Genomic DNA, 22,593 nt, shown 5'->3' with positions numbered 1-22,593 from the left:
CCATTCAGCGCCCCTTGTGTTCCTCAGCCCGCCCGAGTCCCCATGAGCTTTCGCCTGTTTGACGCGCCCTTGCGCGAACCGAGTCAATTCGTCGGTTTCGCCGGCAACCGGATCGACCGTCAATCCGAGAACCGGGCCGACGATGCGGTCGAAAAGGCGCTGGCCGACCGGACCGCGCGGCTGATGCTAATGCATGCCGGCCGACTTTACCTCAAATTGGAGGACGGCACGTTCGACCCGTGGTTCAAGGCGGATGAAAGCCAGGCCTTCGAGGCTTCGCTCGGCCAGGGCGTGCTGCTCGGCCTTTCGGAGGAAGGCCCTGTGCTTGCGGTGCCCGCCGGCGTCGAGCCGGAAAAGCTGCCCGAAACGATCAAGGCGATCGACTACCGCTCGGTCTATATGCAGGGGCTGATCGACGAGGCCGCCGCCGGCGCGCTGGCGCAAGGGGGGGCGCTTCTTGCCTGGCACGCCACCCACGCCTTCTGCTCGAAATGCGGCAACCGCTCGGAGATGCGCGCCGGCGGCTACCGGCGCCATTGCCCCTCCTGCGGCACCGACCACTTTCCGCGCACCGACCCGGTGGCGATCATGCTGACGGTGACGCGCGAAAAATGCCTGCTGGGGCGCGGCAGGCATTTCGCGCCTGGCATGTATTCGGCGCTTGCCGGCTTTATCGAGCCGGGCGAGACGATCGAGGCGGCAGTGCGGCGCGAGACGCTGGAAGAGGCCGGCATCCGGCTCGGCCGCGTCGTCTACCATGCCAGCCAGCCCTGGCCGTTCCCTTATTCGCTGATGATCGGCTGCTTCGGCGAGCCGCTCAACGAGGATATCCAGGCGGACCTCAACGAGCTCGAGGATTGCCGCTGGTTCTTTCGCGACGAGGTGCGCACGATGCTGGACAGGCAGCATGCCGACGGGCTGATTACACCGCCGAAAGGGGCAATCGCCCATCACCTCATCCGCGCCTGGGTCGACAGCGAATAGGAGCAGAAGAATGATCCGCCACACCGTCGTGTTCACCTTGAAGCATCCGCTGCAGTCGCTGGAGACAAAACGCTTCCTCCACGACGCGAAGAAGATCCTGACCGGGATCAAGGGCGTCGCGCATTTCGAGCAGCTGCGGCAGGTGAGCCCGAAGAACGACTACCAGTTCGGCTTCTCGATGGAGTTCGCCGATCAGGCGGCCTACACGCGCTACAACGAGCATCCCGACCATGTCGCCTTCGTGCGCGACCGCTGGGTGCCCGAGGTCGAGAAGTTTTTGGAGATCGACTACGTGCCGTTGGGATTTGGCTGAGAGGGGTTGAGCACAAACGTCGCAGGTTAGCGCGGAACCTCCATCGGTTCGTCATTCCAGGGCGGAGCGTAGCGGAGACCCTGGAATCCATGCCGTGACCTTAATGGGGAACGCAACGGAGCAGAATTCTGCAACATTGGGCGGCGCTCCAGCGTAGCGGCATGGATCCTCGGGTCTGCGCGCGTCGCTTCGCTCCTTGCTCCGCCCGTGGATAACGAAGCGGCGGCGTCTCGGCCAACCCGAAGCTAGCCCTAATCCGCCACCTTCCACTGCTCGCGCGAGGCGCTGGCCGGATAGACGCCGAGGATGCGCATTTCGCGCGAGAAGAAGCGCAGCTCGTCCAGCGCCAGCTTGACCAACGGGTCGTCCGGGTGGCCCTCGATGTCGGCATAGAACAGCGTCGCGGTGAAGGCACCAAGCTGGTAGCTCTCCAACTTGGTCATGTTGATGCCGTTGGTGGCGAAGCCGCCCATGGCCTTGTAGAGCGCGGCCGGCACGTTGCGGACACGGAAGATGAAGGTGGTCATCATCTTTGCGTCCGCCGCGGGGCGCTCCACCCATTGCTTGTTCTTGGTCAGCACGACGAAGCGGGTGACGTTGGAATCGGTGTCCTCGACATTCTTCTCGACGATGTCGAGCCCATAGAGCTCGGCGGCCAAAGCCGGCGCCAGCGCGGCCATGGTGCGGTCCCTGACCTCCGACACCATCTTGGCCGAACCCGCCGTGTCGCCGGCGACCACCGGCTTCCAGCCGTTCTTGCGGATATATTTGCGGCACTGGCCGAGCGCGTGGATATGGCTGTGGACGGTCCTGATCTCTTCGCGCTTCACACCCGGCAGCACCATGAGCTGGAAGTGGATCGGCAGGAAATATTCGCCCACGATGTGCAGCTTCGATTCCGGCAAGAGGTGGTGAATGTCGGCGACGCGTCCGGCGATCGTATTCTCGATCGGGATCATGGCGAGCTCGGCCTTGCCGGTCTCGACCGCGTTGAAGGCATCCTCGAAGGTCGGGCACGGCAACGGCTCCATTGTGGGGAACATGTTGCGGCATGCCGTGTCGGAATTGGCGCCGGGCTCGCCCTGGAAGGAAATTCTGTTGGTCTTTTCAGGCATGCTCATGTCTCATTTTGAAAGGATTTGCCTGGCGCGTTCGAGATCGTGCGGCGTGTCGACGCCGAGCGGCAGCGATTTGACGATCTCGGCGTCGATGCGCATGCCGGCTTCCAGCGCGCGCAGCTGCTCCAGCCGCTCGCGGCGCTCGAGCGGCGACGGCTTGAGCGCCACGAAGCGTTCCAGCGCCGCGCGACGATAGGCATAGAGGCCGATGTGGTGATAGAGCGGTCCCTCGCCCCAGGGCGCGGTGGCGCGGGTGAAATAGAGCGCTCTCAACCGTGTCGCCGACAGCGGCGAGCCGACGATCTTGACGACATTGGGATTGGTCTTCTCCTCGTCGCGCACGATCTCGACGCCGAGCGTGGCGATATCGACCGATTTGTCCTCAAACGGCCGCAGAGACGCGCCGATGATCTCGGGGTCGATGGTCGGCAGGTCGCCCTGGACGTTGACGATCGTTTCCACCTGCTTTTCGGGGTCGAGGGCCGTCAGCGCCTCGAAGATGCGGTCGGAGCCCGATTCGTGATCCGCGCGGGTCATGACCGCCTCGAAGCCATGCGCCCGCACGGCTTGCGCGACGGCTTCGGTGTCGGTCGCCACCACCACGCGGCCAAGCCCGGCCTCGGCGGCGCGACGGGCGACATGGACGATCATCGGCGCGCCCGCAATGTCGGCCAGCGGCTTGCCCGGCAGACGCGTCGAGGCCATGCGGGCGGGGATCAGGATCAAGGTCGACATCGGATTTTTGGGCGGCCGAAAAAAGCGGATGGAAAGTGGCAAAAGGTCTCACTGGAAGCGCCCTTATAGGTGTTGCAACGCCAGAGCAAAAGACCTAGTTTCCGCCCGGTTTGACTGGCCTTTCAGGGCAGTTCGCGATACCGACGGACGGAGTGGACGGGACGGTCCGCCGGAAAAGGGAGCAAGGGGCGTATGGATTCCAACGAAGTCAACAAGCTGCTCGGCGGATTTCTGGGAACCTGCTTCATCGTCTTTTCAATAGGCATCGTCTCGGACGGGCTGTTCGCCTCGCCGGCGCCCGAAAAGCCCGGCTTCGCCATCGAAGCGCAGGAACCGACCGAAGGCGGTCCGGCCGCCCCTGCCGCGGCTGAAAAGCCGATCGCCGACCTGCTTGCCACTGCCAATGCCGAGGCGGGCGCCGCCATCTTCAAGAAGTGCCAGGCCTGCCATTCGGGCGAAAAGGGCGGCCCGAACAAGGTCGGTCCGGATCTTTGGGACATCGTCGACCGCCCCGTCGCCGAGCATGAGGGCTTCGCCTACTCGGCCGGCATGAAGGATTTCTCCAAGGGTGGCCAGGAGCATTGGACCTACGAGAACCTCAATCACTTCATCACCGCGCCGAAGAAGTTCGTGAAGGGCACGGCGATGGGCTTTGCAGGCCTGCCGAAGGAAGAAGACCGCGCCAATGTGATCGCCTATCTGCGCACGCTGTCGGACAATCCGAAGCCGCTGCCGCAGCCGGGTGCCGCCGCCGACGCTTCCAAGCCCGCCGACGCGACCAAGCCGGCCGAGGGAACCGCTCCGGCCAAGCCCGCCGCGCCCGCCCAATAAACAATTTGTCGCAGAGACTTCCTTGGAAAAGCCGGGTTCGTCCCGGCTTTTCTGTTAGAGAAGCTGCATGGGCGGCAACAAAGGCGGCACTTGCGGTTTTCACCGGCGTCAAATGATCTAGATTGCGGGTGGGCAGAGCAATTCCAGGAAAGTGGAACCGGGTTTTCCGTCCGGAATTGCGTCGAAACAGAGCGATAGAGCGGCCATCGTTCCCATAAAACGATGAACGCTCCAGGGCTCGCGACGAGGAGAACGCATGAAGGTTGGCCGTTTCCGCACGCTTTTCGCATCGGCATTGGTGTTCGCCTTCGCCGCCAGCCTGCAGGCCGGCTTCGCCGATGAGTGGCGCACGACGTCGTCGCTGATCGGGCCTTCAAAATATGGCGAGAATTTCCAGCATTACGACTACGTCAATCCGGATGCTCCGAAGGGCGGCACCTACAACTCCGTGGTCACCGGCACCTTCGACAGCTTCAACCCCTACATCGTGCAGGGATCGCCTGCCGCGGGGCTGGTCGGTTTCGGCGGCGGACTGCTCTATGACACGCTGATGGACCAGGCCACCGACGAGGGCAGCGTCAGCCACCGGCTGGTCGCCGAGGCCTACAAATATCCGGCCGACTATTCATCCGCGACCTACCGACTCGATCCGCGAGCAAAATGGCACGACGGCCAGCCGATCACCGTCGATGACGTGGTCTGGTCGTTCAATGTGCTGAAAGCGAACGCCCCGCAATATAACCGTTATTTCGAGAGCGTCACCGACGCTGTGGCGATCTCCGACCGCGAGGTCGAATTCCATTTCAACCAGAAGGGCAACCGCGAGCTGCCCAAGATCATGGGCGATCTGGTGGTTTTGCCGAAGCACTGGTGGGAAGGCACGGATGCCAGCGGCAAGAAGCGCGACATCACCAGGCCGACGCTGGAGCCGCCGCTGGGCTCCGCCGCCTACAAGATCGCCAGCTTCAAGCCGGGCTCGGAGATCGTCTGGCAGCGCGTGCCGGATTATTGGGGCGCCAAGCTGCCGGTGAAGATCGGCCGCGAGAATTTCGACACCCAGCGCTTCACCTACATCCTTGACGACAATGCCGCCTGGCAAGCCTTCACCAAGGGTGGGCTGGACGACATCAAGCCGGAAAACAGCTCTCGGCGATGGAATACGGCGTATAATTTTCCGGCGGTGAGCGCCGGCGACGTGGTCAAGCAGGTGTTCAAGACCACCTCCCCGGAACCCATGCAGGCCTTCATACTCAACCAGAGACGACCGCTGTTCCAAGACCGCCTGGTGCGTGAGGCTCTGACGCTTCCGTTCGATTTCGAAACGATGAACCGCACGCTCTTCTACAATTCGAACACACGCACCCATAGTTATTTCCAGGGCACGGAGCTGGCGTCGAGCGGACTGCCGCAGGGCAAGGAGCTGGAGATCCTCGAAAAATACCGCGACAAGCTGCCGCCCGAGTTGTTCACGCAAGAGTTCAAACTACCAGTCTATGACTCGCCGCAGGCGGAGCGGAAATACCTGAAGCGGGCGGTCGACCTCTTTGCCCAGGCGGGCTGGGTGATCAAGGGCGGCAAGATGGTGAACGCCAAGACCGGCGAACTGTTCAAATTGGAGATCCTTGGCTGGAACGACACCGATCAAGTGATCTCCAGCCCCTGGATCGCCAATCTGCGCAAGATCGGCGTCGACGCCAATCTGCGCATGATCGACCAGACGCAGTACATCAACCGCGTCAATAATTTCGATTATGACGTCATCACTAGCCAGCTACAGCAGTCGGAATCACCAGGCAACGAGCAACGCGATTTCTGGAGTTCGAAGGCCGCCGACACGCCGGGATCGCGCAACTACTCCGGGATAAAGAATCCGGTCGTCGATGCTCTCGTGGACCGCATCATCTTCGCCACCGATCGAGACGACCTCGTCGCCGCGACCCATGCGCTCGACCGTGTCCTTCTGTGGAACTACTACGTCGTTCCGCAATACTATCGCGCGGTGATTTGGCTGGCCTACTGGAACAAGTTCGGCATGCCACAGATGCAGCCCAGTTACCGCGGCGCGGACATCGATTCCTGGTGGATCGACCCCGGGAAGGAAAAGGCGCTGGCCGCCAAGTACAAAGGCGTCAATTGATGCGGCGGCGGACTCTGCTTCCTCGCCGCGACTTCCTCGCGCTCGGCGCCGCGGCCACGGCCGCCACGTTGCTGCCGGCCCGGGCCTTTGCCGACACCCCGACCGGCGACAAGCTGCACGGCCTGTCGGCCTTCGGCGACCTCAAATACAAGCCCGACTTCACGCATTTCGACTATGTCAATGTCGATGCGCCCAAGGGCGGCACCTTCAACTTCTCGCCGCCTAACTGGGGCGCCAACCAGAGCCCGCAGACCTTCAACACGCTGAATTCGTTCGTCCCCAAGGGCGATTCCCCGCAGCGCATGGAGATGTGCTTCGATTCCTTGATGGTGCGGGCGCTCGACGAGCCGGACGCGGTCTATGGACTGATCGCCGACGGTGTCACGATTTCCGACGACCGCAACACCTTCACCTTCTCGCTGCGCCCGCAGGCGCGCTTCCATGACGGCACGCCACTCGCCGCCGACGATGTTGCCTTCACCTTCAAGCTGCTGAAAGACAAAGGGCATCCGGACTACGCGCTGTCACTGACGCATCTGGATGACGCGGTGGCGAAGGACACCCACACGGTCGAGCTCAAATTCTCCGGCAAGCAATCGGCCCGCACGATCCTCAATGTGGTCGGATTCCCTATCCTTTCGAAGGCCTTCTTTGCGGCCAACCCGTTCGATTCCTCGCAGCTCAATCCGCCGCTCGGCTCAGGCGCCTATAAGGTCGGGCGCTGGTCGGCCGGCGCCTGGATCGAATATGAGCGCGTGTTCGACTATTGGGGCAACGACCTGCCGGTCAATCGCGGCCAGAACAATTTCGGGCGTATCCGCATCGAATTCTACCAGGATCGCGCGGCCGGGTTCGAGGCTTTCAAGAAGGGCGAGATCCTCTACCGCGAGGAGTTTACGTCGCGCGTCTGGGCGACGGCCTACGACTTTCCAGCTTTTACCGCAGGCAAGGTGGTCAAGCACGAATTCCCCGCCGAAACGGTGCCTTCCATGCAGGCCACCGCGGTCAACCAGCGGCGTGAGCAGTTCAAGGATCCACGCGTGCGGCAAGCGATCGCGCTCTGCTTCGATTTCGAATGGACACGGCGCAACTTCTTCTATGGTTCCTATGAGCGCTCGCAATCCTGCTTCGAAAAATCCGACTTCCGTGCCGCGGGCATGCCGACGCCGCAGGAGCTGGCGCTGCTTGAGCCGCTGCGCGACCAGCTGCCGCCGGAGACTTTCGGCGAAGCGGTGACGCAACCGCCGTCGGACGGGTCCGGGCGGGACCGCAAGCAACTGAGCGCGGCGCTGAAACTGCTCGCCGAGGCCGGCTGGAAGCGCTCCGGCGATTTCGTGGTCAATGACAAGGGCGGGCGGCTGGCCGCCGAATTTCTGGTCGACGACGAAACTTTCGTGCAGGTCTATTCGCCCTGGATCGCCAACATGAAGGCCATCGGCATCGATGCCTCGATCCGCCTGGTGGATTCGGCGCAGTACCAGCTCAGGCAATCGACATTCGATTTCGACCTGCTCTCGGCCGCCTTCAATTTCAGCGCCACGCCGACCCGCGACGATCTGGAAATTTTCTTTCACTCGCGCAGCGCCGCAGTATCGGGCTCGCGCAACCTGTCGGGCGTTGCAAGCCCCGCAGTCGATGCGCTGATCGATGCCGTCGGCGCCGCCAAGGATCGTGAAAGCCTGACCACCGCCATGCGTGCGTTGGACCGGGCCTTGCGCGCGCGACGCGATTGGATTCCAAGTTGGTATCTGGCGAATCACCGAAGCGCCTATTGGGACATGTTCGGCTTCCCCGAACAGAAACCCGATTTCGGCTTTCCGGTCGAGGCGCTGTGGTGGTTCGACAAGGGCAAGGCGGCAAAGATTGGCAAAGCCTGACATCACTGTTCGCGCGGGCCCCGTCGCCTGATGGGCGCCTATATCCTGCGCCGCATTCTTCTCATGATCCCGACGCTGTTCGGCATCATGGCGATCTCCTTCGCGGTCATCCAGTTCGCGCCGGGCGGCCCGGTCGAGCAGGTGATTGCCCGGCTGACCAACCAGGGCGGCAACGATCGCCTCGGCAGCGGTGGCGGCGACGCCGGCGGCGGCAATTTCGACGCAGCCGGCGATGTCGGCTCGAAATATCGCGGCGCGCAGGGGCTCGATCCCGAATTCATCAAGAAGCTGGAAAAGCAGTTCGGCTTCGACAAGCCGCCGCTCGAGCGCTTCGGCATGATGCTGTGGAACTATATCCGCTTCGATTTCGGCGACAGCTATTTCCGCGACATCTCGGTGCTGAACCTGATCCTGGAGAAGATGCCCGTCTCCATATCCATCGGCCTCTGGATCACGCTTTTATCCTACCTGATCTCGATCCCGCTCGGCATCCGCAAGGCGGTGAAGGACGGCTCGACGTTCGACGTATGGACAAGCGGCGTCGTCATCGTCGGCTATGCCATTCCCGGCTTCCTGTTCGGCATCATGCTCATGGTGCTGTTCGCGGGCGGTTCGTTCTGGGACTGGTTTCCGCTGCGCGGCATCGTTTCGGACAATTGGGATCAGCTGTCCTGGCCGGGCAAGATCGCCGACTATTTCTGGCACATGACGCTGCCGCTGACGGCGCTCGTGCTCTCGGCCTTCGCAACGACCACCCTGCTCACCAAGAACTCCTTCCTCGAGGAAATCCGCAAGCAGTATGTCGTGACGGCGCGCGCCAAGGGCTTGTCGGAGCGCAAAGTGCTCTACGGCCACGTCTTCCGCAACGCCATGCTGATCGTGATCGCCGGCTTTCCCGGCGCCTTCATCTCGGCCTTCTTCACCGGCTCGCTGCTGATCGAGAACATCTTCTCGCTCGACGGCCTCGGCCTGCTTGGCTTCAAGTCGGTGATCGACCGCGACTATCCGGTGGTGTTTGCCACCCTCTACATCTTCTCGCTGCTTGGCCTGTTCGTTGGCCTTTTGTCCGACCTGATCTACACCTGGGTCGATCCGCGCATCGACTTCGAGCGGAGAGACATCTGATGGCCGAGGCCGCGATCGAAAGCGCGCCGGCGCGGCCCCGCAGGCCATTTCTGTCGCCGCTCAACCAGAGGCGGTTGCAGAATTTCAAGGCCAACAGGCGCGGCTACTGGTCGCTCTGGATCTTTTTGTTCCTGTTCGTGCTGTCGCTGTTTTCCGAGCTGATCGCCAACGACAAGCCGATCATCGCCTCCTACAAGGGCGAGATCCTGTTTCCGGTCCTGGTCGCCTATCCGGAGGAGAAGTTCGGCGGTTTCTATGCCGTCACCGATTATCGCGATCCGGTGATCCAGGACGAGATCAACTCCAATGGCTGGATGATCTGGCCGCCGGTCCGTTATTCCTATCAGACGGTCAACAACGCCATTCCGGAACCGGCGCCGGCAAAGCCGTCCTGGTTTTACGACAAGAAGACCCGCTGCAGCCAGTATCCGCAAGGCGAGGCCGATGCTAACTGCACCGTCGGCAACTGGAACTGGCTGGGCACCGACGACCAGGCCCGCGACGTGCTGGCGCGGGTGCTCTATGGCTTCCGCATCTCGGTTCTGTTCGGCCTGATTCTGACGCTTGGCTCCTCGCTGATCGGCGTCGCGGCCGGCGCGGTGCAAGGCTATTTCGGCGGTTGGACCGACCTTCTCTTCCAGCGCTTCATCGAGATCTGGTCGGCGATCCCGGTGCTCTATCTGCTGCTCATCATTTCCGCCATCCTGCCGCCCGGCTTCTTCATCCTGCTCGGCCTGCTGCTGTTGTTTTCATGGGTGGCGCTGGTCGGAGTGGTGCGGGCCGAATTCCTGCGCGCGCGCAACTTCGAATATGTCAACGCGGCGCGCGCGCTTGGCGTGCCGAACCTCACCATCATGTTCCGCCACCTGTTGCCGAACGCCATGGTGGCGACGCTGACCTTCCTGCCCTTCCTTCTCTCGGGCTCAATCTCGACGCTGACCTCGCTCGACTACCTCGGCTTCGGCCTGCCGCCCGGCTCGGCCTCGCTCGGTGAATTGCTGAAACAGGCGCAGCGCAACCTCAACGCCCCCTGGCTCGGCATCTCCGGCTTCATCGTGATCTCGCTGATGCTGTCCCTGCTGGTCTTCATCGGCGAGGCGACGCGCGACGCCTTCGATCCGCGCAAGACGTTCAAATGAGCCAAGCCCTGCTTTCCGTCCAGGACCTGAGCGTCGCCTTCACGCAGGGCGGCAAGCAGGAGATCGCCGTCGACCATATCTCATTCGACATCGCCAAGGGCGAGACGCTCGCCCTGGTCGGCGAATCCGGCTCCGGGAAATCGGTCTCGGCGCTGTCGGTGCTGAAGCTCCTGCCCTATCCGGCCGCCAGTCATCCGTCGGGCAAGATCCTGTTCGGCGGCGCCGATTTGCTCGCCATGAACGAGAAGGCGTTGCGCAGCGTGCGCGGCAACAAGATCACTATGATCTTCCAGGAGCCGATGACCTCGCTCAACCCGCTGCACACGATCGAGCAGCAGATCGTCGAGGTGCTGCAACTGCATCAGGGCCTGCGCGACGCACCGGCGCGCGCGCGCACGCTGGAGCTGCTCACTGAGGTCGGCATCCGCGATCCGCAGAAACGCCTCGACGCCTATCCGCACCAGCTCTCCGGCGGCCAGCGCCAGCGCGTCATGATCGCCATGGCCTTGGCCAACGAGCCGGAGCTTTTGATCGCCGACGAGCCGACGACCGCGCTCGACGTCACCGTGCAGGCGCAAATCCTGGAACTGCTGGCCAAGCTGAAGAGCCGCAAGGGCATGTCGCTCCTGTTCATCACGCACGATCTCGGCATCGTGCGCAGGATCGCCGACCGCGTCTGCGTCATGACCAAGGGCAAGATCGTCGAGAGCGGCCCGACCAAGGAAATCTTCACCAACCCGCAGCACGACTACACCAAGCATCTGCTCGCCGCCGAGCCGAAGGGCAAGCCGCCCGCAGCCAACCCGGGCGCCAAATCCGTCATGACGGGCAAGGACATCAAGGTCTGGTTCCCCATCAAGAAGGGTTTCTTCCGCAACACGGTCGACCACGTAAAGGCCGTGGACGGCATCGACGTCACGGTTCGGGCCGGCCAGACGCTGGGCGTGGTCGGCGAATCCGGCTCGGGCAAGACGACGCTGGGCTTGGCGCTCGCGCGGATGATCTCCTCGACCGGCACGATCAATTTCAACGGACGCGACATCAACCAGCTCTCCTTCGGCGCCATGCGGCCGCTGCGACGCGAATTGCAGATCGTCTTCCAGGATCCGTTCGGATCGCTCAGCCCGCGCCTCTCGGTCTCCGAGATCATCGAGGAAGGGCTGAAGATCCACGAGCCGAAACTCTCGGCCGACCAGCGCGACGACAAGGTGGTCGCCGTGCTGAAGGAAGTCGGCCTCGATCCCGCAACGCGCCACCGCTACCCGCACGAGTTTTCCGGAGGCCAGCGCCAGCGCGTCGCCATCGCCCGCGCCATGGTGCTCAACCCGCGCTTCGTCATGCTCGACGAGCCGACTTCGGCGCTCGACATGAGCGTGCAGGCGCAGGTGGTCGACCTTTTGCGCAGCCTTCAGGCCAAGCACAATCTCGCCTATCTCTTCATCAGCCACGACCTCAAGGTCGTCCGCGCCCTTGCCAATGACGTCATCGTCATGCGCAATGGCCAGATCGTCGAGGCGGGACCTTCCGAGCAGATTTTCAGCAACCCGCAAACCGACTATACGCGGGCGCTGATGGCGGCGGCCTTCAAGATCGAGACCGCACCGACCGGCGTGGTCAGCGAGTAACCCGACCCGCACTGGAGAAACAGGGAAGAAAAATCCGAGAATGGAAAAAGGCAAAATCCTGCTTGCCCTCACGGGCATCCACCCGCAGCGCTGGCACGAACTGCTCTCGGCCGAGCGCGAGGTCGTGCTGGAGCCGAACGGCGCCGACGATCCGTCGATCACCTATGCGGTGGTGTGGAAGCAGAAGCCCAACCTTCTCAAATCGCTTCCCAATCTGCGCGCCATCTTCTCGATCGGCGCCGGCGTCGACCACATCTTTGCCGATCCCGGCCTGCCCGACGTGCCGATCGTTAAGGTCGTCGCCGACAATCTTACCCAGCACATGATGGAATATGTCGTCTGGCGCGTGCTCGACCATCATCGTCAGGCCTCGCTTTACCGGGCCCAGCAGCAGAAGAAGATCTGGCACGAGCCGCCGCAACGGGTAGCCGGCGACGTCTCCGTCGGCATCATGGGGCTTGGCAGTCTCGGCCGCGCCGCGGCTTCGGCGTTGTTGTCGCTCGGCTTCGCCGTCAACGGATGGTCGCGCAGCGAACGGCCGATGAAGGGCATTTCGACCTATGCCGGCGAGGCGGGGCTGATCCCGTTCCTCAACGCCACCGATATCCTGGTCGTGCTCTTGCCGCTCACGCCGCAGACCCAAGGCATCGTCAATTACGGGCTGCTCAAGGAACTGCGCCGGCGCAACGGCCTTGGCGGCGCCGTGCTGATCAATGCCGGGCGCGGGCGTCTGCAGAAGGATGCCGACATCGTGCGCGCGCTGGAGGACGGCACGCTGAAGGAAGCGAGCCTCGACGTGTTCGAGGTCGAGCCGCTGCCGAAGACCAGCCCGCTGTGGAGCCATCCGAAAGTGTTCGTCACGCCGCATGCGGCGGCGACGTCGGATCCGGCTCATCTGGTGCCGATCATGCTGCGCCAGATGGCAGCCTTCGAGCGCGGCGAGAAGCTCGAGAACCTGGTCGACCGCGAGGCGGGGTATTAGAGCATGATGCCGCAAAGTGCAGCGGTTTTCGGGTGACATCTATCTCTTTGATTTTAGAGATCAAACAAGAAAGGTCGGCGAAAAATCCGGCGATCCGGTCGGTTGCAGGCGGGTCGCAAATTCTCAGGAAGGCTTCGAGCCGGGCAGCCCGAGCGTCTCCTTCTTCTTCGGCTTGCCGCAGTCGCGGCGTTCGATCGAGCGGTTCATGGCGTCGATCTCGCCGCTCGCCTTGTTGCTGGCGCGCTGCGCCTTGGAGCGCGTGTCAGGTATGAACGGGCCGAAGCCCATCGCCGGATTGGAGAAGCTCGGCTTGGCGGTGACGGGCAGATTGTTCTGCCGCGCCAGTTGATTGCGCTGCGCCAGTAATTGGTCGCAAGGCACATCGTCATATTGCAATGAGGATTGGACATCCTCGTCCTGACGCTCGGCCATCGACGTGCCGCCGACACAGCCGGCGACCGTCAGGCAAGATGCCAATGCAACCATGGTCCAGCGCATGGATATCTCCTCATGGTATCCGCCCCGCGCAACCCGGACCATGCCATTCAGGCTTTTTCGCAGCAAGGCCGACCTCATGCCGTTGCCGGATTCCCCATCTCGGCGGCCGCGGGCACGCCGGCCAGGATGGCCAGACCTTCGACCGGATCACGCCGGTCGTGCCGGATAACCATGCTTTCCAGCGACAGGACTGCAAGCCCGTTGGCGCAAAGCAGGCGCCGCGCATAGGCCTCGGAATGGGCATAACGCCGTGACGGCAAAAGGGCGAAATCCTCGCCGCCGGCAAGCGTCTCGAGCGAAAAGGCGAACAGGCCATCCTCGGCAAGCATGTTCGCGACCGCGCCGACAATGCGTTCGAGCGCGCCAAGATAGATGAACACGTCGGCTGCGACCACGAGGTCAGCCCTGTCACCTGTGTAAAAGAAATGCTGGAGGTCGGCCTTGGCCAGCCGGTCATAGATGCCCTTGGCCTTCGCCTTCTTCAGCATGCCGGCCGAGATGTCGTAGCCCTCCAGTCGGTCGGCGAGCGGCCGCAGCCTTTCGCCCATCAGGCCGGTGCCGCAGCCGAGGTCGAGCGCCAGCCGGAACCGGAAGGGCCTTGCCTTGCGGATGGCGCGCTCAAGAAAATCCGGCAGCCCGTAGCCGAGTTTTTGGACAAGCGAGTCCTCGAAACTGTCGGCATAGTGATCGAACAAGGTCTCGACGAAGGCGCTGGGCGGCGCCGCTGCGGCCGGCGCCTTGCCGATCAGTTGAAGCTTGAGCGCCGCGCCAAGGCGATCCGCGGGGTCCAGCTTCACCGCCATGGCCCAGGCCTGCGCGGCCTGGTCGAGCAGGTTAGCCGCCTCCTGCATCTCGCCGAGGCGAAACCAGCCCGCGGCCCATTGCGGCGCCAGTTCCATCGCGCCGAGCAAAAGTTCGGCCGCCTGCGCCGGCTCGCCCGAGGCGAGCAGCATCTCGGCGAAATCGGCGCGACGGTCGGCGTTAAAATCGCCCGACGAGGCCTGGAGCGGTTTCATCTTTTGAAGAATCCCACCGGCGAGGCGGAGCCGGCAAGGGGCTGTAGGACGAGTCAGCAGTCTCTTGCAACAGGCTTCCCGCGCGGAATTTAGCCACTATGTTCAAAGCCATGCGCGCCAGCGACCTGCTCAAGCCCCGGCCGGAGGGCCTCTACTGCCCGCCCGGCGATTTCTTCATCGATCCGGTGCGGCCCGTCGGGCGGGCGCTGATCACGCATGGCCATTCCGACCATGCGCGCTCCGGCCACCGCTCGGTGCTGGCCACGCAAGAGACGCTCGACATCATGGGGCTGCGTTATGGCGAGGATTTCGCCGGAACGACGCAGGCCGCTGCGCTCGGCGAAACACTCGACATCAACGGCGTCGCCGTCACCTTCCATCCGGCCGGGCATGTGCTGGGCTCGGCGCAGATCTGCGTCGAGCATGGGGGCATGCGCATCGTCGCCTCCGGCGACTACAAGCGTCAGAACGATGCCACCTGCCTGCCGTTCGAGCCCATCCGGTGCGATGTCTTCATCACCGAAGCGACCTTCGGCCTGCCGGTGTTCCGCCATCCGCCGGACCATGAGGAGATCGCGCGCGTGCTCAGATCGGCGGCGCAATTTCCCGAACGCTCGCATCTGATCGGCGCCTACGCGCTCGGCAAGGCGCAGCGCGTGATGCGGCTGTTGCGCGACGCCGGCTATGACAGTCCGATCTATATCCATGGCGCGCTGGCGAAGCTCAGCGAATATTATCAAAGCCAGGGCATCGATCTTGGGCAGCTCGAGCCAGCGACTGTTGAAAGCCGCGGCAAGGCCGATTTTGCCGGCGCCATCGTCGTCGGGCCGCCGTCGGCCTTCGCCGACCGCTGGGCGCGGCGTTTTCCCGACCCGATCTCCTGCTTCGCCTCGGGCTGGATGCGCATCCGCCAGCGCGCCAAGCAAGGCGGCGTCGAGCTGCCGCTGATCATTTCCGACCACGCCGATTGGGACGAGCTGATCATCACGATCAAGGAAACCGGCGCGGAGGAAATCTGGGTCACGCATGGCCGCGAGGAGGCGCTGGTGCGCTGGTGCGAACTGGAGGGCATCGCGGCGCGGCCGCTGCATCTCGTTGGCTATGAGGACGAGGGCGATTGATGGCGATTCTTGATGCGGGAATTGGCAACGCCGCGCCGGAACGCCAAGTCCCGCGAGCTGCGTGCCCATGAACCGCTTCGCCGAGCTCCTCGACCGTCTCGTGCTGACACCGTCGCGCAACGGCAAGCTGACGCTGCTGACCGACTATTTCCGCAGCGTCGAGGATCCCGATCGCGGGCTGGCGCTGGCGGCGATCACGGGCGATCTCAACATCGCGGCGGTGAAGCCGGCGATGCTGCGCGCGCTGGTGGTGGAGCGCATGGACCCGGTGCTGTTCGGTTATTCCTACGACTATGTCGGCGACCTCGCCGAGACCGTGTCGCTGGTCTGGCCGCAACCACAAGGGCACATCCCCAATCATGTGCCGACGCTTGCCGAGGTGGTCGGTAGGCTGCAGGCGGCAAGCCGCTCCGACGGTCCCAGGGTGCTGGCGCGGCTGCTCGACGACGCCAGCATCTCGGCGCGCTTCGCCATTATCAAGCTGGTGACCGGCGGCTTGCGCATCGGCGTGTCTGCGCGACTTGCAAAGCAGGCGCTGGCCGACCTCGGCCAAGTCGACGTCGCCGAGATCGAGGAGCTCTGGCACGGTCTGGCGCCGCCTTACACCCAGCTGTTCGCTTGGCTGGAGGGCCGGGCGGAAAAGCCGAGGAGCGCAGCGCTCGCGCTGTTCCGGCCGGTGATGCTTTCCAACGCCGTCGACGATGGCGACCTCGAAAAGCTCGACCCGGCCGATTATGGGGCGGAATGGAAGTGGGACGGCATCCGCGTGCAGGCGGTGTGCGAAGGCGGTGTGCGCCGGCTCTATTCGCGCACCGGGGACGACGTGTCGGGCGCCTTCCCGGACCTTGCCGCCGCCATGAATTTCGAGGCGGCGCTGGACGGCGAGCTGCTGGTCGGGGATCCGCGCGAGGCGACCGGAACCTTTTCCGATCTGCAGCAGCGACTGAACCGCAAGAGCGTGTCGCCAAAAATCCAGCAGCAATATCCGGCCTTCATGCGCTGCTACGACGCGCTGCAGATCGACGGCGAGGACCTGCGCGCGCTACCCTTCGCCGATCGCCGCAAGCGGCTCGATGCTTTCGTCAAAACCCTCGACCCGAGCCGCTTCGATCTCTCGCCGCTGGTCGCGTTTTCCGACTGGGAGACGCTGGAGCGGCTGCGCCAGGCGCCGCCGCATCCAATCATCGAAGGGGTGATGCTGAAGCGCTGGGATTCGCCCTACCTTGCCGGCCGGCCGAAGGGCCCTTGGTTCAAGTGGAAGCGCGATCCGCACACCATCGACGCGGTGCTGATGTATGCGCAGCGCGGCCACGGCAAGCGTTCGAGCTTCTATTCCGACTACACGTTCGGCGTCTGGTCCGGCCCGGAGGGATCGGAAGAGCTGGTGCCGGTCGGCAAGGCCTATTTCGGCTTCACCGACGAGGAGCTGAGAGAGATCGACAAATATGTGCGCGACAACACGATCGAGCGTTTCGGCCCGGTGCGCTCGGTGCGCGCCGACCGCAGGAACGGCCTGGTGCTGGAGGTGGCGTTCGAAGGCCTCAACCGCTCGACCCGCCACAAATCGGGCGTGGCGATGCGCTTTCCCCGCATCTCACGGCTGCGCTGGGACAAGCCGGCGGCGGAAGCCGACCGCATCGAGACGCTGCAGGCGTTGCTGGATAGTTAGGAAATCGGCGCCGGCGCTACACCCCACCCGCGCCTGCGGCGCGACCTCCCGATCAAGGGTAGGTAGGGGTTGGCGCCATGTCCTACCTCCCTTGATGGGAGCTCGGCGCGAAGGGTGGAGTGCTGCGCTTGCGTGGACAGGTACAACGACGCAATCACTCCGCGATCGACACGCGGATCTCGTAAATATCGACCGACTTGCCCTTCTGGTCGAAGTCGGAATTGACGGCGATGGTGCCGGCGGCCCCCGGATGCTTGTTCGGGAACTGCACGTCGAACAGATATTCGTTCCGCTCGTGACCGACCGCGTAGCGCTTGCGGCCGCAATCGCCGAGATCGCCGAAATTGCAGTCGATCGAGATCTGCGTCTCCTTGCCTTCTTCCGAACGGGCGACGATGTCGAACATGGCATGCTTGCCGGCAAGCTTCTCCAGCACGCCCTGGCCGACATCGAAGGCAATGGCCGAACCGGACGCGCCCGAGCGGATGCGCAGGAACTGGCCGGTGTCGTCCTTCATCACCTCGGCGGCGGCGTCGGACGGCGCGCTGACATGGGTCGGGTCGGCGGGCGAGAAGACGTTGATCCAGTTCTTCGACTGGTCCGCCTCGCCCGGCTTCTGCGGCGAACCTGGCTCGGCCGGCTGCGAGGAATCCTCGTCGTCCAACGTCGGCGTCGGTTCCGGCGGGCCGGTATTGAGCTCGGCCGCGGTCTTGAAGACACCGGTCTGCTTGGCGAAATAGAGGCCGATGCCGGCGGCCGCGAGCAATGTCGCGACGACGAAGATCGCGGTCAGCGGCAAGCGCCGGCCCCTGATCCGCCGCTCGTCCCGGTCAGGCGCGACCTGGGCGCCGTTGCCGACGGGAGCGCCCGGCGAATCATCGAGCGAGGGCGCATCGGGAAGCGCTGTCTCATCCGGCATTATGTCGGGCACGCGCGGCAGCACGCGCGAGCGCGGCCGGTCCGAAGCATCGGGCTGTACCGGGCCGTCGACGGTGATCGAGGGGGAGGGTGCTGATTGCGACGGCGGTAGCGGCGCATCGACCGCCGGCGCGGCCGATTCGGCTGGCGCTTCGACGCGGGGATCCGGCGCGCCATGGCCGGCGGGCGCGACGTTTTCCGGCGGCAGCGTCACCTCTGGCACGGCCGGCAGGAACTCCGATTCGATCTCGGTGATCTTGGCCTGGACTGCCTTTCGGCGGCTGATGGCGGCCTCGACCGTGACGTTCGGATTGGCTTGCAGGACGCGGTCGAGCGCGGCAAAGGCCGATCGATAGACCTTCTCTCGGAACGCACGGTCCTCGGCATTGCCTTTCTCGAAGGCATTCCGGATCGCTTTCTCGATGGGGTCCAAGCGAGCTCCTCTGCGCGTTCGCTCCCGGTTGTCTGATCGTTGCCCGCGGACGACCAATCAATCAACGGCGAGCGGCTGCCTTGCCGGCCAAAGCCATTTCGGCATTTTTTGTTGAAGAATCAACATTTTTCGTCACCGCCGGCACGACCGCGCCGGCCAGCCGGGCACAAAGGACGGCCGGCCCGCACGTCGCCACGGGCCGCGACCGCGCCCATCGCGCGGTAACCGTAGATCGGAATTGCCGCCGGCAAGACCGGAATTCAGCGCTGCCCATCTTGAATTAGCGAGCGGTTGAGTCTATCACCCAGCCCATTCTGGAAGCTCAGCGCTTCCCGGGCCGCTTTAGCTCAGTTGGTAGAGCACATCATTCGTAATGATGGGGTCGCGTGTTCGAGTCACGCAAGCGGCACCAATATTTCTCAAGGCTTTGCGGGTTTCAGCGGCTAGAGCGAAAAAACGCCTGCCAACAGCCTGCCAACTATTTCCGGCCCTCATTTGTTCGCCTTTTTCAACATCTCAAAAGGCTTTCGGCTGGACACCTCAACGGCGCCCTAGAGCGATAGCTTTGCCCGCGCCGGCTGATTTAATCAATTTCTCCCATGTCATGATGTTCCATTAGCAGCAGCTTGACGAAGCCAAAGGCCGCACCAGACTCTCCTACATGTGCAGCACGCACTAGGATATTTGCCGCCAGACATGCTGCGGCTTGCTCTGGTTGGCTTGGAGGAGACCAGAGATGAAAACGACTGTTTCGATTCCTCTCACAAGACGGGGCGTCGTCGCTGTGCTGGCGGCAGCAGCCGCGTCGACGGCTATATTGCCCGCTGAAGCGCTCGCTCAGACCAAGCAGACCACGGAGAAAAGTCTGTATGAGCGGCTGGGTGGCGTGTTTGCCATCGCGGCCGTGGTAGATTACTTCAGCGACGCCGTCGTGAAGAACCCAATTGTCGGCCAAAAATCCAAGAACCCGCAGCTACGGGAATGGCACACCAAGAACCTCGAACGGCTGCCCGGCCTCAAGTTTATGCGCACGCTTTGGGTCTGCGATGTTTCGGGCGGCCCCTTTAAGTTTGTGGCCACCAAGCCGGGTTCGACTCCGCTCGGCCTTGAGGAAGCCCACCGCCGCCTCAAAATCTCTCCTGCGGAATTTGATGAGGTCGCAGCCGAGCTCGGGCGCACCCTGGACCACTTCAAGGTTCCGAAGCCCGAGAAGGACGAGGTATTGGCAGCCTTCGCCGCGCACAAAGACGAGGTTACTGCCGGCTACCGCGAAAAGGGCTGAAGCCGCGGCCCCAGGCTCGTGTATGTACTTCAGGAAGTGAGATAGCGCGAGCAGCGGACAGACTTTTCGGATAAAGTTCTCTCACTGATCACCCGTGGGCGCTAAGATGTTAACCTCTGACCTGACTCAATTTATCGAGCAAAATCATCTGGCTTTGGACGCCTTCGCGAAGGGCGATTCTGAACCACTGAAACATCTCTACTCGCGACAGGATGACGTTATTATCGCCAATCCGTTCGGGCCCCCGGCGAAGGGCTGGGAAAATGCCGCCGCCACCATGGATGGGGCCGCCACCCATTACCGGGACGGCCAAGCAACTGGCTTTGAGCGTATCTCCGAGTATGCGACGGCGGATTTAGGCTACATAATCGAGATCGAGCGATACCGATCCAAAGTCGGCGGGAGCAACAAATTGGTGCCCCTAGCGCTTCGGGTCACTACCATTTTCCGACGTGAAGAAGGCGCGTGGAGGATCATCCTTCGTCATGCCGATCCGATAACCTCAACCCGCCCGCCCGCTTCCCTAGTCTCAGAATAGAAGGAGCTTTACGGCGCGACGCTTGCCCCATTCGTCACGCCTCACAGCGGCGCCCGCGAGCGCCGCCGCCATGGTCTCGGGGCTGTCAAAACAGCGGCGCCAGCAATCGGCAGGCCGCTTGCAAGCCGATCGGCAAAAGCGAGCCGCTTGTGCAGGCCAAGCCCACGCCGAGCACGGCGCCGTAGGCGTAGGCCATGCCGTGGACGATGCGATCAAGAGTTTTCATTCTGCAATTCTCCCAAAAGTTCGGCGTAGGAATCGGCGAGGGCTCGGGCCGTTTTCGCCTGAAGCTTCGCCCGGTGAAGGGGTTGCCAGTAGCCGGCGCCCATCGCTTGCTTGTGCTCGCGGGCGAAGGCTAAGTCGGCCTCTAGCGCGGCATGTTCTTTGGCAACGATGGCCTCGGCCGCCGCCGCCTTACGCTCGGCGGCGGCGTGCAATTCTGAAAGGGTTGTCACTTTTTCCGGCGCCTCATGATGATGTCGAAGCCGAGCGTTTGAGCCACGGCGACCAGGCAACCAAGGGTCGGTTCCCTCAAGCCACCATGCCAGGCGTAAAAGGAATTCATGCAAACGCCCGATTTCAACTCCATCACCGCCACCGGCATGGCGATGCGCTGGCGCTCGGCCTGCAAAGCGGACATCGCCCGGCATTGCTGGCTAAGGTCAAATTCATCGATCAACGAAAGGTCTTCGGCCGCGTTCATTGGTTCCCCGCATCAGTTTGGAAGTAAGCCCGCCTCGCGGGCCACCTCGACCGAGACCGTCAAGACGTGGAGCGGGCCGGCGGGTGACAGGTCCGCGTGAGCTAGGGAAATCCAGCCCTCGCGGCCCGTATCGTTGTCACGGACCAGGGCGGCCCGTTCGTAGGCGTCAAGCACCTTGACGGTGCGCGTATAGACCTCGGCGCCCACGCTCATGACTTGGCCTCTTCGCGCGTCTTGGTGCGCTCTTTGGAGGTCACGAACTTTTCCACCGTCTCGGCCCGGTAAAGGATACGGCCCTGTTTCTTGACATAGCCGGGGCCGGTGCCGAGCACCCGCCAGCGGGCGAGCGTGGCTTTGCTCACCCGCAAGATGCTGGCGACGTCATCGCCAGTGAGAAGCGCGTCGCCGTTAGCGGCTACAGCGGCCAGGGCGGCGTCGCCGGGCTGACCGAGCGAAAGCGCGAACGCCTCGGCCTTCGCGGTCAAATCCGCAACCGCCTTTTCCGCCACCGCCAGCGCCCGGCGGGCGCCGGTCGCTGCGATTTGGAGGTCGCGAGCAAATTCAATCCCGGTCATTGCGGTTCACCTCAAGCCGGGGTGAAATCGTCGTCGTCTTCGTCAACGCCGAAGACATCGTCGGCACCGGCGCCGCGCTCGGCGTCACCGTCCGGGTCGGTATCGAGGATTTCGCCGGTTTCCTCGTCGTGCGGGATCTCTTCCGCCTCGGCGTCGATGACCTGGCCGGCAACCGGGGCCTTGTCCTTCGGCTTCTCGGCTTCCTTCGCCGCTGACATCGCGGCATGCACTCCCCGAGGCCGGCCGGCGGGCTTCGCCTTCGGCGCCACCGTCTCGGCCGCTACTGCCGGCGTCTCGGCCGCTGCCGGGGTGATGTCCCGCATTTCCATGAGGTCCGCGACCTCGTCGGCGCTCGGCATGCCGTTGAGAATGTGCGGGGCGTAGAGACGGCCGAAGAACGCGGCGGCGCGGTACATCAGCATAAGGTCGGGCATCGTCACCCACTTCGAACCGGGGCGGAAATACCAGCCTTCGGCTACCGCCATGGCGATGGACACGGTCGGCCCTTCAAGCGTTTCGCCGGTGGCCTTCTCGACCGCGTAAGCGGTGCACTCGATATTGATGACCTTGGCCTTGACCTTCTCTTTCGTGCGATTGCCCTTCGGACCGGCCCATCGCTCATAAGTTACCTCTTGCTCGCCGAGCTTCACTTTGCGGAAGCGGATCGGCGAAAACAGGCCGCAAGAGTTGAGGGCACCGATAACGAATTGCGAGGCCCACGAAGGCCGGCCCTCGATCACGTTGAGGTTCTGCATAACCATGATGGGCGGAATCCCCATCCGGTTCGCCATGTCGAGGGCGATCAGGGCGTTACCCATGTTGCCCTCACCCTGATAGTTCGCGGGCACAAGGTTGGAGCTTGTCAGCGCCTTACAAAGCCGCTGGCCGGCGGTGAAATCGGCTTCACTGGAGAACACGGAAACGGTGCGGTGCGCCTGGGGCGAAGCCACGGCAACGGCGGTTGAATTCGTCAT

Annotated in this window: 24 protein-coding genes and 1 tRNA gene; 14 read left to right on the top strand and 11 right to left on the bottom strand. The window is 63.4% G+C overall.

The genetic code is table 11. The features are described from left to right. Positions 1 to 42: 42 nt before the first annotated feature. The gene (gene nudC, locus O7A05_RS09370; protein ID WP_337092718.1) at positions 43 to 984 is read left to right on the top strand and encodes an NAD(+) diphosphatase; all 942 of its coding nucleotides are present in this window, start codon (positions 43 to 45) and stop codon (positions 982 to 984) included. A gap of 10 nt (positions 985 to 994) precedes the next feature. Continuing rightward, positions 995 to 1,297 (top strand): Dabb family protein, encoded by a 303-nt coding sequence (locus O7A05_RS09365; RefSeq protein ID WP_337092716.1) that lies wholly within the window; start codon positions 995 to 997, stop codon positions 1,295 to 1,297. Positions 1,298 to 1,548: 251 nt separating this feature from the next. On the opposite strand, the gene O7A05_RS09360 is transcribed toward O7A05_RS09365, so the two are convergent. Then, positions 1,549 to 2,412: a prephenate dehydratase gene (locus O7A05_RS09360; RefSeq protein ID WP_337092714.1), complete on the bottom strand. Its 864-nt coding sequence runs from the start codon at positions 2,410 to 2,412 to the stop codon at positions 1,549 to 1,551. Between the two features lie 9 nt (positions 2,413 to 2,421). Then, positions 2,422 to 3,150, bottom strand: a complete 729-nt coding sequence (locus O7A05_RS09355) for a 3-deoxy-manno-octulosonate cytidylyltransferase (RefSeq protein ID WP_337092712.1) — start codon at positions 3,148 to 3,150, stop codon at positions 2,422 to 2,424. Between the two features lie 192 nt (positions 3,151 to 3,342). On the opposite strand from O7A05_RS09355, the gene O7A05_RS09350 reads away from it, so the two are divergent. The 7 genes from O7A05_RS09350 (at position 3,343) to O7A05_RS09320 (ending at position 12,866) form a co-directional block, all read left to right on the top strand. Beyond that, on the top strand, positions 3,343 to 3,981 hold the full coding sequence (locus tag O7A05_RS09350; protein ID WP_337092711.1) for a c-type cytochrome: 639 nt from the start codon (positions 3,343 to 3,345) through the stop codon (positions 3,979 to 3,981). Between the two features lie 256 nt (positions 3,982 to 4,237). Beyond that, positions 4,238 to 6,118 carry an extracellular solute-binding protein gene (locus O7A05_RS09345; RefSeq protein WP_337092710.1) on the top strand — a complete coding sequence of 627 codons (1,881 nt, stop codon included), beginning with the start codon at positions 4,238 to 4,240 and terminating at the stop codon, positions 6,116 to 6,118. Then, the gene (locus O7A05_RS09340) at positions 6,118 to 7,995 is read left to right on the top strand and encodes an extracellular solute-binding protein (RefSeq protein ID WP_337092709.1); all 1,878 of its coding nucleotides are present in this window, start codon (positions 6,118 to 6,120) and stop codon (positions 7,993 to 7,995) included. Before O7A05_RS09345 ends, O7A05_RS09340 begins: the two co-directional genes overlap by 1 nt. A 30-nt stretch (positions 7,996 to 8,025) precedes the next feature. Beyond that, positions 8,026 to 9,120: a microcin C ABC transporter permease YejB gene (locus O7A05_RS09335; protein ID WP_337092708.1), complete on the top strand. Its 1,095-nt coding sequence runs from the start codon at positions 8,026 to 8,028 to the stop codon at positions 9,118 to 9,120. Then, positions 9,120 to 10,259: an ABC transporter permease gene (locus tag O7A05_RS09330; RefSeq protein ID WP_337092707.1), complete on the top strand. Its 1,140-nt coding sequence runs from the start codon at positions 9,120 to 9,122 to the stop codon at positions 10,257 to 10,259. The genes O7A05_RS09335 and O7A05_RS09330 overlap by 1 nt, the downstream gene beginning before the upstream one ends. After that, positions 10,256 to 11,884 (top strand): ABC transporter ATP-binding protein, encoded by a 1,629-nt coding sequence (locus O7A05_RS09325; protein ID WP_337092705.1) that lies wholly within the window; start codon positions 10,256 to 10,258, stop codon positions 11,882 to 11,884. The genes O7A05_RS09330 and O7A05_RS09325 overlap by 4 nt, the downstream gene beginning before the upstream one ends. A 40-nt stretch (positions 11,885 to 11,924) precedes the next feature. Beyond that, the gene (locus tag O7A05_RS09320) at positions 11,925 to 12,866 is read left to right on the top strand and encodes a 2-hydroxyacid dehydrogenase (protein WP_337092704.1); all 942 of its coding nucleotides are present in this window, start codon (positions 11,925 to 11,927) and stop codon (positions 12,864 to 12,866) included. A 123-nt stretch (positions 12,867 to 12,989) separates the two neighbouring features. Here the strand turns inward: O7A05_RS09320 and O7A05_RS09315 are convergent, their stop codons facing one another. Next, positions 12,990 to 13,364: a hypothetical protein gene (locus tag O7A05_RS09315; protein WP_224514169.1), complete on the bottom strand. Its 375-nt coding sequence runs from the start codon at positions 13,362 to 13,364 to the stop codon at positions 12,990 to 12,992. Between the two features lie 74 nt (positions 13,365 to 13,438). Continuing rightward, positions 13,439 to 14,380, bottom strand: a complete 942-nt coding sequence (locus tag O7A05_RS09310) for a class I SAM-dependent DNA methyltransferase (protein ID WP_337092703.1) — start codon at positions 14,378 to 14,380, stop codon at positions 13,439 to 13,441. Between the two features lie 110 nt (positions 14,381 to 14,490). On the opposite strand from O7A05_RS09310, the gene O7A05_RS09305 reads away from it, so the two are divergent. Together O7A05_RS09305 and O7A05_RS09300 are read left to right on the top strand one after the other, a co-directional pair. Continuing rightward, positions 14,491 to 15,501, top strand: coding sequence for a ligase-associated DNA damage response exonuclease (locus tag O7A05_RS09305; protein WP_337092802.1), 1,011 nt, complete (start codon positions 14,491 to 14,493; stop codon positions 15,499 to 15,501). Positions 15,502 to 15,568: 67 nt separating this feature from the next. Next, positions 15,569 to 17,170 (top strand): cisplatin damage response ATP-dependent DNA ligase, encoded by a 1,602-nt coding sequence (locus tag O7A05_RS09300; protein ID WP_337092702.1) that lies wholly within the window; start codon positions 15,569 to 15,571, stop codon positions 17,168 to 17,170. A 154-nt stretch (positions 17,171 to 17,324) separates the two neighbouring features. Here O7A05_RS09300 and O7A05_RS09295 read toward each other — a convergent pair whose 3' ends face one another. Beyond that, positions 17,325 to 18,521, bottom strand: a complete 1,197-nt coding sequence (locus tag O7A05_RS09295; protein ID WP_337092700.1) for a hypothetical protein — start codon at positions 18,519 to 18,521, stop codon at positions 17,325 to 17,327. 336 nt (positions 18,522 to 18,857) lie between these two features. On the opposite strand from O7A05_RS09295, the gene O7A05_RS09290 reads away from it, so the two are divergent. The 3 genes from O7A05_RS09290 to O7A05_RS09280 all read left to right on the top strand — a co-directional run bounded on the left by O7A05_RS09290 (position 18,858) and on the right by O7A05_RS09280 (position 20,341). Then, positions 18,858 to 18,933, top strand: a tRNA-Thr gene (locus O7A05_RS09290). 324 nt (positions 18,934 to 19,257) lie between these two features. After that, on the top strand, positions 19,258 to 19,803 hold the full coding sequence (locus O7A05_RS09285; RefSeq protein ID WP_337092699.1) for a group I truncated hemoglobin: 546 nt from the start codon (positions 19,258 to 19,260) through the stop codon (positions 19,801 to 19,803). 106 nt (positions 19,804 to 19,909) lie between these two features. Continuing rightward, positions 19,910 to 20,341, top strand: coding sequence for a YybH family protein (locus O7A05_RS09280; protein WP_337092697.1), 432 nt, complete (start codon positions 19,910 to 19,912; stop codon positions 20,339 to 20,341). Positions 20,342 to 20,426: 85 nt separating this feature from the next. Here the strand turns inward: O7A05_RS09280 and O7A05_RS09275 are convergent, their stop codons facing one another. From O7A05_RS09275 to O7A05_RS09250, 6 genes are read right to left on the bottom strand one after another with little or no spacing between them, the layout of a single operon-like run. After that, positions 20,427 to 20,567 carry a hypothetical protein gene (locus O7A05_RS09275; RefSeq protein WP_337092696.1) on the bottom strand — a complete coding sequence of 47 codons (141 nt, stop codon included), beginning with the start codon at positions 20,565 to 20,567 and terminating at the stop codon, positions 20,427 to 20,429. Continuing rightward, entirely contained in the window at positions 20,554 to 20,778 is a 225-nt protein-coding gene (locus O7A05_RS09270) for a hypothetical protein (protein WP_337092695.1), read from the bottom strand. The genes O7A05_RS09275 and O7A05_RS09270 overlap by 14 nt, the downstream gene beginning before the upstream one ends. A 14-nt stretch (positions 20,779 to 20,792) precedes the next feature. Beyond that, a complete protein-coding gene (locus O7A05_RS09265; protein WP_337092694.1) occupies positions 20,793 to 21,044 on the bottom strand; it encodes a hypothetical protein in 252 nt (83 codons plus the stop codon). Between the two features lie 12 nt (positions 21,045 to 21,056). After that, positions 21,057 to 21,257 carry a hypothetical protein gene (locus O7A05_RS09260; RefSeq protein WP_337092693.1) on the bottom strand — a complete coding sequence of 67 codons (201 nt, stop codon included), beginning with the start codon at positions 21,255 to 21,257 and terminating at the stop codon, positions 21,057 to 21,059. Further along, positions 21,254 to 21,619, bottom strand: coding sequence for a helix-turn-helix transcriptional regulator (locus O7A05_RS09255; protein WP_337092692.1), 366 nt, complete (start codon positions 21,617 to 21,619; stop codon positions 21,254 to 21,256). The genes O7A05_RS09260 and O7A05_RS09255 overlap by 4 nt, the downstream gene beginning before the upstream one ends. An 11-nt stretch (positions 21,620 to 21,630) precedes the next feature. Next, positions 21,631 to 22,593: a hypothetical protein gene (locus O7A05_RS09250; RefSeq protein ID WP_337092691.1), complete on the bottom strand. Its 963-nt coding sequence runs from the start codon at positions 22,591 to 22,593 to the stop codon at positions 21,631 to 21,633.

Origin of the sequence: Mesorhizobium argentiipisi (SeqCode) (genome assembly GCF_037179585.1) — a bacterium.
GTDB lineage: Bacteria > Pseudomonadota > Alphaproteobacteria > Rhizobiales > Rhizobiaceae > Mesorhizobium > Mesorhizobium argentiipisi.
This window is presented reverse-complemented; position numbering and strand designations above follow the sequence as displayed.